At 52.1% G+C, this 14471-nt stretch carries 8 protein-coding genes; 6 read left to right on the plus strand and 2 right to left on the minus strand.

Translation table 11 applies throughout. The features are described from left to right. The first annotated feature begins 12 nt into the window (after positions 1-12). Both rcsD and rcsB read left to right on the plus strand, forming a co-directional pair. Positions 13-2706: a phosphotransferase RcsD gene (gene rcsD / locus GEAM_RS11830; RefSeq protein ID WP_034791693.1), complete on the plus strand. Its 2694-nt coding sequence runs from the start codon at positions 13-15 to the stop codon at positions 2704-2706. Positions 2707-2710: 4 nt separating this feature from the next. Beyond that, positions 2711-3361, plus strand: a complete 651-nt coding sequence (gene rcsB / locus GEAM_RS11835; protein ID WP_034791695.1) for a response regulator transcription factor RcsB — start codon at positions 2711-2713, stop codon at positions 3359-3361. Between the two features lie 99 nt (positions 3362-3460). Here rcsB and rcsC read toward each other — a convergent pair whose 3' ends face one another. Next, positions 3461-6331 carry a two-component system sensor histidine kinase RcsC gene (rcsC, locus tag GEAM_RS11840; protein WP_034791696.1) on the minus strand — a complete coding sequence of 957 codons (2871 nt, stop codon included), beginning with the start codon at positions 6329-6331 and terminating at the stop codon, positions 3461-3463. A gap of 134 nt (positions 6332-6465) precedes the next feature. Beyond that, the gene (gyrA, locus tag GEAM_RS11845; protein WP_034791698.1) at positions 6466-9141 is read right to left on the minus strand and encodes a DNA topoisomerase (ATP-hydrolyzing) subunit A; all 2676 of its coding nucleotides are present in this window, start codon (positions 9139-9141) and stop codon (positions 6466-6468) included. A gap of 281 nt (positions 9142-9422) precedes the next feature. Between gyrA and ubiG the strand changes: the two genes are divergently transcribed. From ubiG to yfaE, 4 genes are all read left to right on the plus strand, one after another. Further along, positions 9423-10160: a bifunctional 2-polyprenyl-6-hydroxyphenol methylase/3-demethylubiquinol 3-O-methyltransferase UbiG gene (gene ubiG, locus GEAM_RS11850; RefSeq protein WP_034791700.1), complete on the plus strand. Its 738-nt coding sequence runs from the start codon at positions 9423-9425 to the stop codon at positions 10158-10160. Positions 10161-10651: 491 nt separating this feature from the next. After that, entirely contained in the window at positions 10652-12934 is a 2283-nt protein-coding gene (gene nrdA, locus GEAM_RS11855; RefSeq protein ID WP_034791702.1) for a class 1a ribonucleoside-diphosphate reductase subunit alpha, read from the plus strand. A 73-nt stretch (positions 12935-13007) separates the two neighbouring features. Then, positions 13008-14138 carry a class Ia ribonucleoside-diphosphate reductase subunit beta gene (gene nrdB, locus GEAM_RS11860; protein ID WP_034791704.1) on the plus strand — a complete coding sequence of 377 codons (1131 nt, stop codon included), beginning with the start codon at positions 13008-13010 and terminating at the stop codon, positions 14136-14138. Between the two features lies 1 nt (position 14139). Then, positions 14140-14400: a class I ribonucleotide reductase maintenance protein YfaE gene (gene yfaE / locus GEAM_RS11865; protein WP_034791706.1), complete on the plus strand. Its 261-nt coding sequence runs from the start codon at positions 14140-14142 to the stop codon at positions 14398-14400. The last annotated feature ends 71 nt before the right edge of the window (positions 14401-14471 follow it).

Raw genomic sequence — 14471 nt, forward strand, 5'->3', positions numbered from 1 at the left:
AGCGTCACCACTATGCCAAGTAAATATTTGTCGCTGACGTCGACTAACATTACGCGTTTTTTCTGGTTGTTCATCCTGCTACTGGCCATGGGGCTGGGTATGTATGGCTACAATTACACCAACGCCTATTTGCGAGATAAAGAGAGAACGCTGCAAACTACGGCAGAATTGATGCAAAAACGCATCGATAACTACCGTTATATGACTTACCAGATTTATGACGATTTCACCGGCACGGCGCTGACGCCCGAAGCCACCGCCGGGCAGGAAGTTCGCCTTCGTCAGGACATGTACTTCATCAATAAGCCGCATAAAAAAACCGATGCGCTGATTTTTGGTACCCATGACAGCTCGACGCTGGACCTGACGCTCAAAATCTCTTCTTATCTTGACGACCAGTGGGGAGCCAAGAGCCAGCCCTACTCCATGTACTATTTGAATGGTCAGGATAACAGCATGATCCTGGTGACCACTCAGCAGCTACAACAACAGGATTCGCGGCTTAAAGAGAACTACTTCACTAATACCTTGCAGGCACGCCGTGCCGAGATGCTCCAGCAGGCCAACACGCTGGACGAGCGCGAAAGCTACTCCAACCTGCGCCACTCGCGTCTTGCCAATGAAGCTTTCTTCTCGCTGCGCACCACCTTTAACAACCCCGGCCATCTGGCAACGGTGATTGCCTTTGACCTGCCGATGACCGACCTGATCCCGCTGTCAATGGCGCGTGATAACTTCCAGATAACCAACAGCAGCGACGCCGTTAATGAAGGAGATCCGGAGCAGAGCACCGACACCAGCGGCAGTATTACGCTGCAAGGCTGGTCGGTTAACTTCGCCGCGCCGTTGAGCAATTCGCCGCTGATACTCACCTACCACGTGCCGCTGGTCAGCATTATCGTGGATTTGACCCGCAACAACTTCTGGCTGGTGCTGATCAACCTGCTGCTGCTGGCGCTGGCGATGACCGGCATCTACTTTATTCGCCATCAGTACATCCGCCCGAGCGAAAATATGGCGGCCCAGCTGCACACCCAGCAGGCGCTGAATCAGGAGATCATCTCCAGCCTGCCGATTGGCTTACTGGTCTATAACTTCAGCAACCACAGCGTGGTGGTGAGCAATAAGATTGCTGACCAGCTGCTGCCGCATCTCAGCCTGAACAAAATCGCCAATATGGCCGAGCAGCACCACGGCGTGATTCAGGCCACGGTGAATAACGAAGTCTATGAAATTCGCATGCTGCGCAGCCAAATCTCGCCAGAAACCTATCTGTTCTTGCTGCATGACCAAGATAAAGAAGTGATGGTGAACAAGACGCTGCAACAGGCGCGCCGCGAGTTCGATAAGAACCTTCAGGCCCGCAAACTGATGCTGCACAACTTGGGGATTGAGCTGAACCAGCCGCTGAATGAGTTGAATGAGTTGGTGTCGTCGCTGAGTGAGAGTCAGGACGAGCGCGAGCGCCAAACCCTGCATGGTCGCCTGCTCAATGAGTCGCGTAACGCACTGACGCTGGTGGATAACATCACCCTGCTCACACGCCTTGAGACGCAAGATTGGCAGCCATCGCATCAATCTTACGGACTTTCGGCGCTGGTCGATGAACTTTTGCTGCAAGCGCTGCCTAAGGTTAATCAGAAAGGTTTGATGATCCTCAATCATTACCATCCTGAACCTGAGTTAAATTTGCTGGGTGACGGTCAGGCGCTGAAGAAGGTGCTGTCGCTGCTGATTGATTACGCCATCGTCACGACGTCGGTGGGCAAGATTACCTTAACCACCGAGCATGACACTGAGCATCCGGGTCAGCTGATTTTTCACATTACTGACACCGGAAGCGGCATCTCGAAGGAAGAGTTGAGTAACCTGAACTATCCCTTCCTGAGCCAAACCATGGTGGATCGCTTTAACCACGGCTCAGGGCTGACCTTCTTCCTGTGTAATCAGCTGTGTAAGAAGCTCGGCGGACAGTTGGAAATTCGCAGCAAAATTGATATCGGCACCCGCTACACGGTGCGCATCAAGCAGACGCTGGAAGAGCAAGAAGATCAGACGGCAGACGAAAAGCTGCTTGATGATGTGACGCTGCTGCTGGATATCACGTCAGAGGAAGTTCGCGGCATCGTGACCCGCGCAATGAACGCTTACGGTGCGGTGTGTATCGTGGCGGACGAGCGCCAAGTGACTCGCGAGTATGACGTGTTGCTGACCGATAACCCGCAAAATAGCGATAAATATACCCTGCTGCTGACCAGCGATGAAGCCGGTTTCCAGCAGTTGGAGAAGCATTATATCCGCGTCAATTACAACATCAGCAGTGCGCTGATCGACGCAACCCTACTGTTAATCGAGCAGCAATTTGCTGAATCTGATGACAGTATTTCATCCGAAGAACCCGGTGAAGACTCTCTCGAATTTTATGAAAAACAGCTAAAATCAAGTGATTACTATCAGCTGTTTGTCGAGACAGTACCGGAAGACCTAGATAAACTGTACAATGAAAATGAACGTCGTGATTTTACATCGCTTTCCCAAACCGCGCATCGCCTTAAAGGGGTATTCGCCATGCTGAACTTAACCCCAGGCAAACACCTATGTGAAACGTTAGAACAACATATCGTCGCTGGCGACGTATTGATGATCACTGATAACATTAATCACATTGATTCTTTTGTCTCCAGACTGCTGCAGCAAGGTAGCTAATCACATGAATAATATGAACGTAATTATCGCTGATGACCATCCTATTGTCCTGTTTGGTATTCGTAAGTCACTTGAACAAATTGAATGGGTAAATGTGGTAGGTGAGTTCGAGGATTCTACCGCGCTTATCAATAGCCTGAGCAAATTGGATGCTCATGTTCTGATCACCGACCTGTCTATGCCAGGCGACAAGTATGGTGATGGCATTACGCTTATCAAATACATCAAGCGTCACTACCCGCAATTGTCGATTATCGTTCTGACCATGAACAACAACCCGGCTATTCTTAGCTCGGTGTTGGACTTGGACATTGAAGGTATCGTACTGAAGCAAGGCGCGCCGACTGACCTGCCAAAAGCACTGGCTGCGTTGCAGAAAGGGAAGAAATTCACGCCGGACAGCGTCGCCAAGTTGCTGGAAAAAATCAGCGCCAACGGCTACGGTGACAAGCGTCTTTCGCCGAAAGAGAGCGAAGTTCTCCGCCTGTTCGCCGAAGGTTTCTTGGTCACTGAGATTGCGAAGAAGCTTAACCGCAGTATCAAAACCATCAGTAGCCAGAAGAAATCAGCCATGCTGAAACTGGGCGTAGAGAATGATATCGCCCTACTGAACTATCTCTCCTCGGTGAGTTCTCAGCCGGTTGATAAAGAGTAAGTTTAATCAGTAGTTACAGGCTTCAAACGACAAAAAGGCACCCTTGAGGTGCCTTTTTAATGCCTATCTTACCGCCGCCGTGGTTGCCCACGCTGGCGGCTAGACTTTAGCGTCGCGCAGTCGGCGCACCGATTTACTGTAGTAAGCCAGCGTGTCGCGCAGAGTTTCCAGCGTGACCGGCTTCGACAGGCAGTTATCCATCCCAGCCTCCAGACAGCGCTGGCGCTGCTCGGCCAAAGCGTTGGCCGTCACGCCAATCACCGGCAAGGTGTAACCCAGCTCGCGCAGTTTCTGCGTCAGGCCGTAACCGTCAAGCTTCGGCATGTTAACGTCACTGAGCACGATGTCGATTTGGTGGACGTTCATCGCATCCAGCGCATCCAGACCGTCATTGGCGGTCACCACCTGATAACCCATAGAACTGAGCTGATCGGCTAGCAAACGGCGGTTGATTGGATGGTCATCGACCACCAGCAGGTTGATATCGCTGTTGTCCTGCGTAGCCAGTGCGCCGAGAGCAGGCAGGTTCAACCCGCCCTCTTCCGACTCATCTTCCAACTGATAAATCCGATTGAGCAGCGCGGTCACTTCCAGCGGCGTCGAGGTGCTGTGCACCCAGTAGCCCGGACGGGTTTCCATCGGCGGCCCAATATGGTCGATGCTGAATTCAATCTGCGCGGCCAATTCCCCGTTGTACATCAGCAGGGTGTCGGTGATCAGCACATCTTCAGGCTGAAGAATACAATCAGGCTGCCAGCGCTGGACAGTAGCTCCTTGATGGCGCAGCAATTGGGTCAGGTAGCTTTCGAGGTGCGCGTTGCGGATTTCCAGCCACAGATTTTTGCCCTGCCACGCATCGAGTGGCTTTTCGCATGGGAAAGTGGCGTTATACAGCGGAATTCGCACGGTGAACTGGCTGCCCAACCCCGGCGCAGAATCCACCGAGATATCGCCATCCATCAGGTTAATCAGCTTCTCACAGATAGCCAGCCCCAACCCGGTCCCTTGGAAGTGGCGCTGCACGCCGCTGCCCACTTGGAAGAACGGGTCAAACAGACGGGTGATTTCGCGCTCTGGAATACCGCAGCCGGTATCGCGAACTTGGAACTCCATATAATTACCACAGGTGCGCGCATGCAGCACGATACAGCCGGTATCGGTGAATTTAATCGCGTTATTGAGGATGTTCGACAACACCTGCTGCAAACGAACCGGGTCACCCAAGAAGGACATCGGCACGTTATGCTCGATAAAGCAGTAAAGCCCAAGGTGCTTCTTCACCACCAGCGGCAGGTAGTTACCGGCAATATGGGTGATCACTTCGCGGCAGGAGAACTCCTGCGGCTCAATTTTCAGCTGTTCGGACTCAATCTTCGAGAAATCGAGGATATCACTGATGATTTTCAGCAGCAGCGCCGACGAGTTATTCATCGCGGTAACAAGACGATCCACGCCCTGCGGCAGGCCCTGAGTTTGCAGCAAATCGAGGTTACCGATGATGCCGTAAAGCGGCGTACGCAACTCGTGGCTGACGGTGGCCAAGAACATCGATTTCGACTGGCTGGCCTGCTCGGCGGCGTTGGCCATCTCCTGCAATGACTCTTCCATTCTGACGCGCGCACTGACGTCGATCAGCACGCAAATCGCCACGTCTTCATTGCGGTAGCGCGAGTGAACAAAGCTCAGCTGAATATTGTTGTTGTCTTTGGTTATCACATCAACAAAGTTGACCTGCTGGTCGCAGATGATGCGCGTAATGCGCTGGCGGTCTTCTGCCGTCAGCATGTTGATGTAGTTGTGTGCCAGCTCGTTACTGAGGATATTCACCCCATCGCTGATGCGTAGGATGGAAATCCCCACCGGCGCCGAGGCGACAATCTTGTGGTTAAACTGCTCGTGCTCTTCAAGACGGAAGGCATTTTGCTCGGCGGGCAGGAAGATTTTGCGCTCGAACACCCACGCCAGAATAAACAGCAGTAAGGCTGAGAAGATATTCAGCAGCACGGCGTTAAAGATAAGAATTTTAAAGCGCTCAATCACCGTGTTGAACGGCAACGAGTAGACCACGCTGAGGCTCGACGGCGATAAAGACTTCTTATAAACCAAGTCGTTATAGCCGTTCATGTAGCCGAAATAGGTCGATTCTGCTGGGAATGCACCAGTCGCAGGACTCCGCCCGCCCTCGGAGAAGCTGAGTAAAGGTTCGTTGTCGGCATCCAAAATCGTTACGCCGGTGTGCAGCGATGAGGCCGTGACCATATCTTCCTGACGCAGCGTCTGCTGGATGCCCATCAGCGCTTCCAGCTTGTTCCCGACATAAATAGGTGTCAGAACATAGAGATAGCCCAAGTCTTTATTGGGGCCGGACGACACCCAGTACAGACTGTTCTCTTTATCCTGATTCTTGCCATTGCGGTACTTGAGGATCTTCTCATGCAGCGACTTCAGCACGCTGCTGTTATCGCGCTCGATTGGCTGGCTGTTCAGGCCGAAGTCGACCATGCACAGGCTTTCGCCACCGATGAAAAATACGCGATTCAAATCATAGGCATCGGAAAAATTGTCTTTCCAATAGTGAATCATGTTGCCGAGTGAATTGAGCGAATTACGGTAGCTATCGCTGAGCTGCCCGCAGTCAGATTCTGAATAGAGCGGATGATAAGTCGGCTGGACATTTTTACTGCTGATGACGCCGTTGATGATGTCGAGGCCGTTCATCGAATCGCTGAGGCGTTTTTCAGCCATGTATTTGATATCCCGCATAATGTCGGCGGAATTCTTAATGTAACTCTGGGCCTGATCGTAATTGAGGTTGTCCTCATCACGGATTTCCGACTCTTTATTGTGGAAGATATTCAGGACGTAAAATGTCGTCAGCAATGCGCCCAGCGACCACAGCATAAACGCCAGTACCCTGAACAGGTAACGGGAGATGCGCAGCGTTGTTCTAAAGGAGGTTAAATATTTCAAAGGACTACCATCGACATTGCGGAGTCACCACAGGGCGGAAAACGACAGTTAGAATACACTATTGTCGCAGAGACTAAAAAGGGCACAACCCAAATAGGATGTGCCCTTCTATAGCGTTTCAAAGCGACTGAAACTTACTCTTTTTCAGCGTCTTCGTCGTCAGCGTCAACATCATCTTCGACAGCGTCGTCGTCTGATTCTGCTTCATCTGGCAACTCAGCTTCCTGAGCAGCTTCCAGCTCACCTTCAACCGTTGCTACGCCATCCAACTCTTCGTCTTCAACTGGCTCGGCAACGCGTTGCAGGCCAACAACGTTCTCGTCTTCTGCGGTACGGATAAGCGTCACACCTTGGGTGTTACGGCCTACGGTACTCACTTCAGAAACGCGAGTACGCACCAGCGTACCTGCATCGGTGATCATCATGATCTGGTCCGCTTCATCAACCTGAATCGCGCCAACCACTGGACCGTTACGCTCGCTCACTTTGATTGAGATAACGCCCTGCGTTGCACGGGACTTAGTTGGGTACTGAGCAGACTCGGTACGCTTACCGAAACCATTCTGCGTCACGGTCAGGATACAACCGTCGCCGCGTGGAATGATCAGGGAAACGACGCTGTCGCCTTCGCCCAGACGGATACCGCGAACACCGGTCGCCGTACGGCCCATCTTACGCACGGCTTCTTCAGAGAAGCGCACCACTTTACCGGCCGCAGAGAACAGCATGACTTCGTCTTTACCGTCAGTCAGATCAACACCAATCAGCTCATCACCCTCGTTGAGGTTGATGGCGATGATGCCCGCGCTGCGTGGACGGCTGAAATCAGTCAGCGCAGTTTTCTTCACGGTGCCGCTGGCGGTTGCCATGAACACGTGACGCCCTTCTTCATACTCGCGTACTGGAAGGATGGCGGTAATACGCTCGTTCGCTTCAAGCGGCAACAAGTTGACGATTGGACGACCACGCGCACCACGGCTGGCTTCTGGCAGTTGGTAGACTTTCATCCAGTACAGACGGCCACGGCTGGAGAACATCAGGATCGTGTCGTGCGTATTGGCGACCAGCAGGCGGTCGATGAAATCTTCTTCTTTAATACGTGCTGCGGACTTACCTTTACCACCGCGACGTTGCGCTTCGTAGTCGGTCAGAGGCTGGTACTTCACATAGCCCTGATGCGACAGCGTCACCACAACGTCTTCCTGATTGATCAGGTCTTCGATGTTGATGTCGGAGGTATTGGCGGTGATTTCAGTACGACGCGGATCGTTGTACTGGTCACGAATCGCTTCCAGCTCTTCACGGATAACTTCCATCAGGCGATCTGGGTTTTCCAGAATCAAGATCAGTTCCGCGATTTGCGTCAGCAAGTCTTTGTATTCATCCAGCAGTTTTTCGTGCTCAAGGCCGGTCAGTTTCTGCAAACGCAGATCCAGAATGGCTTGTGCTTGCTGCTCGGTCAGGAAGTATTTCCCGTCGTGAATACCAAATTCTGGCTCCAGCCATTCAGGACGCGCTGCGTCGTCACCGGCACTTGCCAGCATCGCTGCAACGTTACCCAGATCCCATGAACGTGCGATCAGGCCCGCTTTCGCTTCGGCAGGCGTTGGCGCTGCGCGGATCAGTTCAATGATTGGATCGATGTTTGCCAGAGCGATAGCCAGTGCTTCAAGGATATGAGCACGGTCACGCGCTTTGCGCAGTTCGAAAATAGTACGGCGGGTCACCACTTCACGGCGGTGGCGCACGAACGCGGACAGGATCTCTTTCAGGCCCAGAATCTTCGGCTGGCCCTGATGCAGAGCAACCATGTTGATACCGAAAGAAGTCTGCAACTGCGTCAGGGAGTAGAGGTTGTTCAGAACCACTTCACCCACGGCATCGCGTTTGATTTCAATAACAATGCGCATCCCGTCTTTGTCAGACTCGTCGCGCAGTGCACTGATACCTTCAAGACGTTTTTCCTTCACCAGCTCGGCGATCTTCTCGATCAGACGGGCCTTGTTCACCTGATAAGGGATCTCGTGAACGATGATGGTTTCGCGACCGGTTTTAGCGTCAGCTTCCACTTCCGCGCGGGCACGAATTAGGATCTTGCCACGGCCGGTACGGTAGGCTTCTTCGATACCACGGCGGCCATTGATGATGGCGGCGGTAGGGAAGTCAGGCCCCGGGATGTGTTCCATCAGCCCTTCAATGCTGATGTTTTCATCGTCGATATACGCCAGACAGCCGTTGATAACCTCGGTGAGGTTATGCGGTGGGATGTTGGTCGCCATACCTACTGCGATACCTGACGCACCGTTAACCAACAGGTTAGGGATACGCGTCGGCATGACCGCAGGGATCTGCTCGGTGCCATCGTAGTTAGGCACGAAGTCGACGGTTTCTTTTTCTAAGTCTGCCAACAGTTCGTGGGCAATTTTTGACATGCGTATTTCGGTATAACGCATGGCCGCAGCGGAGTCGCCGTCTACCGAACCAAAGTTACCCTGCCCGTCCACCAGCATATAGCGAAGTGAAAAAGGCTGAGCCATACGAACGATGGTGTCATAGACCGCGGTATCACCATGTGGGTGATACTTACCTATAACGTCACCGACCACACGGGCCGATTTCTTATAGGGTTTATTCCAGTCGTTACCCAGAACGTTCATTGCGAAAAGTACGCGGCGGTGCACCGGTTTCAAACCATCGCGCACATCTGGCAACGCACGCCCGACGATAACGGACATGGCGTAATCCAGGTAAGAGTTTTTCAACTCTTCTTCGATGTTTATCGGTGTGATTTCTCTGGCAAGGTCGCTCATGGAGCTGCTATCCCTCTACTGATTATTCATTGCCGGTGCCTGTATAGGCAAAGGTGTAAAACTATACCACAAAGCTGAGATCTGTGGAAAAGAACCTCCCTATTTCGCGCTATTTTAAATCCAAATTGTCGGCCTGATTCAAACCTTTGGCGTCGTCCCCTGTTCTTTGCACGGCAAACGCCAGCATTTCGCGCAAACATTCGCCACACAGACAAAACTGAACCTCGGTTGAGGAATATGTATAATCTGCCCTATCAAGCTATAGGGAGTTCATCACGCTCATGAATACAGCATCGACCCATAACACGCAGAATATCGACCATGACGAAATCGCCAAATTTGAAGCCGTGGCTTCGCGTTGGTGGGATTTGGAAGGCGAATTTAAGCCGCTGCATCGCATCAATCCACTGCGCCTTAACTATATCCTTGAACGCGCCGACGGCCTGTTTGAGAAAAACGTCCTCGACGTCGGCTGCGGCGGCGGCATCCTGAGCGAAAGCATGGCGGTCGCTGGCGCCAAGGTTACCGGTCTGGACATGGGCGGTGAGCCTCTGCAAGTGGCTCGTTTGCACGCCCTAGAGAGCGGCGTCAACGTCAGCTATGTACAGGAAACGGTGGAAGCTCACGCCGAAGCCAACCCACAAAAGTATGATGTGGTGACCTGCATGGAGATGCTCGAGCACGTCCCGGACCCGGCATCCGTGGTTGCTGCCTGTGCGCGTCTGGTTAAGCCGGGCGGCCACGTGTTCTTCTCCACCATTAACCGCAATAACAAAGCGTGGTTAATGGCTATTTTTGGTGCCGAATACGTGCTGAAAATGGTTCCAAAAGGCACGCACGACATCAAGAAATTCATCAAACCGTCCGAACTGCTGGCGATGGTTGACCGCACCGACCTGTTCGAACGCGGCATTATGGGTCTGCACTACAACCCGCTGACCGACCACTTCAAACTCGGCAAAAATGTTGATGTGAACTACATGGTTCACACGCAATCTCTGGCCGACGAGAAAAAATAAAGCACAGATTAAGCCCTGCTGCTGGTATTAAAGCGCAGAAAATGGTTTTTAAACCAGATTCTGCGCTTGTAACAAACAGTAAAAGCTTAGTTTTTAGCAGTTTGACGAGAAGTCTGTTAGCTACATCTTTTTTTAGAATAGTTAGCAACACTAATATAGCGTTTTTTTCTAACGTTTAAGAAATCGGCAGTCGATCAAGTTTTCAAAAAATATAAGAAAATCGTATTGTAGATATTGACACTTTCACCGCCCCAGCAACCACGTACACTCCAGCCCAGCCCTGAGAATTTCTCCCCAACTTATCCACAAAAATGGCCATTTTGTTCACTTGCAAAAGCCACACCCAGCCACTATCTTGTCATCAGAAATTAACAAACCCACAATATATAGTGTTTATATCCTGAGCAGCACACAACGCGCAGATTAGACAGATTTCACTGGGAATCTGCGTTTCGTCAGGCCCTTTATAAACCTCTAAGGTACAGCCCCTAATGAATCAGAGTCTTCTTGTTACTAAACGCGATGGCCGTAAAGAACGCATCAACCTTGATAAAATTCACCGAGTCATCGACTGGGCTGCCGAAGGGCTTCAAAACGTCTCTGTTTCGCAAGTAGAACTCCGTTCTCACATTCAGTTTTATGACGGGATTAAAACCGGCGACATTCACGAAACCATTATTAAAGCCGCTGCGGACCTGATTTCTAAAGATGCGCCTGATTACCAATATCTGGCTGCGCGTCTGGCTGTGTTCCACCTGCGTAAAAAAGCTTACGGTCAATTTGAGCCGCCAAAACTTATCGATCAGGTCAATCGTATGGTCGATATGGGGAAATATGACAAACATCTGCTGGAAGACTACACGGCTGAAGAGTTCGAGCAGATGGACAGTTTTATTGATCACTGGCGTGATATGAATTTCTCCTATGCCGCGGTTAAACAGCTGGAAGGTAAATACCTGGCGCAAAACCGTGTGACTGGCGAAATTTATGAAAGTGCTCAGTTCCTCTACATTCTGGTCGCCGCTTGCCTGTTCTCTGGCTACCCGCGCGAAACCCGCCTGGACTACGTTAAGCGTTTCTACGACGCTATTTCGACCTTCAAGATCTCGCTGCCAACGCCAATCATGTCCGGCGTGCGTACCCCTACGCGCCAGTTCAGCTCTTGCGTACTGATCGAATGTGGCGACAGCCTCGACTCTATCAACGCCACCTCCAGCGCCATTGTGAAATACGTTTCTCAGCGCGCAGGTATCGGGATCAACGCAGGTCGCATCCGTGCGCTGGGTAGCCCAATTCGCGGCGGCGAAGCTTTCCACACTGGCTGTATTCCTTTCTACAAGCACTTCCAGACTGCGGTGAAATCCTGTTCTCAGGGCGGCGTGCGCGGTGGTGCTGCCACTCTGTTCTACCCAATGTGGCACTTGGAAGTTGAAAGCCTGTTGGTGCTGAAAAACAACCGTGGCGTCGAAGGCAACCGCGTTCGTCACATGGACTACGGCGTGCAGATCAACAAACTGATGTATCAGCGTTTGGTGAAAGGCGGCGACATCACCCTGTTCAGCCCGTCTGACGTGCCGGGCCTGTACGATGCGTTCTTCGCAGACCAAGATGAATTCGAGCGCCTGTACGAGAAATACGAGCAAGACGAGAGCATCCGTAAGCAGAAAGTGAAAGCCGTTGAGCTGTTCTCCCTGATGATGCAAGAGCGCGCCTCCACTGGCCGTATCTACATTCAGCACGTTGACCACTGCAACACCCACAGCCCGTTTGACCCGGCTATCGCGCCAGTTCGCCAGTCTAACCTGTGTCTGGAAATCGCCCTGCCAACCAAACCGCTGGACGATGTTAACGACGAAAACGGTGAAATCGCGCTCTGTACGCTGTCTGCTTTCAACCTCGGCGCTATTAACAGCCTCGACGATTTGGAAGAGCTGGCAACGCTGGCGGTTCGTGCGCTCGACGCCCTGCTCGACTATCAAGATTACCCAATCAAAGCCGCAAACCGTGGCGCGATGGGCCGCCGTACTCTGGGTATTGGCGTCATTAACTTCGCTTACTATCTGGCGAAGAACGGCGTGCGCTACTCCGACGGCAGTGCGAACAACCTGACGCACAAAACCTTCGAAGCGATTCAGTACTACCTGCTGAAAGCCTCTAACAACTTGGCGAAAGAGCAAGGTGCCTGCCCGTGGTTCAACGAAACCACTTATGCACAGGGCATCATGCCTATCGATACCTATAAAAAGGATCTCGATGCCATTTGTGATGAGCCACTGCACTTAGACTGGGACGCGCTGCGTAATGACATTAAAGAGCACGGCCTGCGTAACTCCACGCTGTCTGCCCTGATGCCGTCTGAGACCTCTTCGCAGATCTCTAACGCCACCAACGGTATTGAGCCACCACGCGGCCACATCAGCATCAAAGCGTCGAAAGACGGGATTCTGCGTCAGGTTGTTCCTGAGTACGAAACCCTGAAAGACCAGTACGAACTGCTGTGGGATATGCCGAACAACGACGGCTACCTGCAGTTGGTAGGTTTGATGCAGAAATTTATCGATCAGGCGATTTCGTCTAACACCAACTACGACCCGGCGCGCTTCCCGAACAGCAAAGTGCCGATGAAACAGTTGCTGAAAGACCTGCTGACCGCCTATAAGTTCGGCGTGAAAACCCTGTACTACCAGAACACCCGTGACGGTGCTGACGACGTGCAGGAAGACATGAAAGCCGAAGCTGCGGACGATTGTGAAAGCGGCGCCTGCAAAATCTAATTGTCTGTTTTTAATTAAATAATTTATTTAAAACCCCCGTCAGGGGGTTTTTACTGAGAATTCAGAGGACGTTATGGCCTATAGCACTTTCTCCCAGAACAAAAATAACCAACTTCTTGAGCCGATGTTCTTCGGTCAGTCTGTTAACGTCGCGCGTTTCGACCAGCAGAAGCATGAGATTTTTGAAAAGCTGATCGAAAAGCAGCTCTCCTTCTTCTGGCGTCCTGAAGAGATTGACGTTTCTCGCGACCGTATCGACTTTCAGGCGCTGCCAGAGCATGAGAAGCACATCTTCCTCAGCAACCTGAAATACCAGACCCTGCTGGACTCCATTCAAGGCCGCAGCCCGAACGTCGCCCTGCTGCCACTGATCTCAATTCCAGAATTGGAAACTTGGGTTGAAACCTGGGCGTTCTCTGAAACCATCCACTCGCGCTCTTACACCCACATCATCCGTAACATCGTGAATGACCCGGCGCTGGTGTTCGACGACATCGTCACCAACGAAGAGATCTTGAAACGCGCCAAAGACATCTCTGGCTACTACGACACGCTGATTGAAATGACCAGCTACTACCACCTGCTGGGCGAAGGCACCCATCAGGTCAATGGTAAAACCGTGGTGGTCAATCTGCGTGAGCTGAAGAAGAAACTCTACGTCTGCCTGATGAGCGTGAACGCGCTGGAAGCCGTGCGTTTCTACGTCAGCTTCGCCTGCTCCTTCGCCTTCGCCGAGCGCGAACTGATGGAAGGTAACGCGAAAATCATCAAGATGATCGCCCGTGACGAAGCCTTGCACCTGACCGGCACCCAGCACGCGCTGAACCTGCTGCGCTCTGGCAGTGATGACCCAGAAATGGCGGAAATCGCCAAAGAGTGCGAGCAAGAGTGCCACGACCTGTTCGTGCTGGCGGCGCAACAAGAGAAGGATTGGGCAGAATATCTGTTCCGCGACGGCTCAATGATTGGCCTGAACAAAGACATCCTGTGCCAGTACGTCGAGTACATCACCAACATCCGTATGCAAGCGGTTGGCCTGACTGCGCCTTTCAAAACGCGCACAAACCCAATCCCATGGATCAACGCATGGCTGGTGTCTGACAACGTGCAGGTTGCGCCACAAGAAGTTGAAGTCAGCTCCTATCTGGTCGGTCAGATTGATTCAGAAATGAATGCTGACGACCTGAGCGATTTCGAGTTCTAAGATGAGTCAGTCAACCGTAACGCTTTCAGCCAACGGTAAGCGGCTGGCCTGTCTGGCCGGCCACAAAAACCTGCTGGAAGTGTTCGAGCATCATGACGTTCAAGTCGAGTACCAATGCCGTGAAGGCTACTGCGGTTCATGTCGCATGCGGCTGGTCAGCGGTGAAGTGACCTACAGTGAGAAACCTCTGGCATTCCTGCTGGAGGGCGACGTCCTACCCTGTTGTTGCCTGCCGGTGGGGGACGTTGAACTGGAGTTTTGATGTGGGGGTTGCGGCCCCCACTTTGCCGCTTTAAATTCAACTTCAACTTCAACTTCAACTTCAACTTCAAA

This window comes from Ewingella americana ATCC 33852 (assembly GCF_000735345.1).
Taxonomy (GTDB): domain Bacteria; phylum Pseudomonadota; class Gammaproteobacteria; order Enterobacterales; family Enterobacteriaceae; genus Ewingella; species Ewingella americana.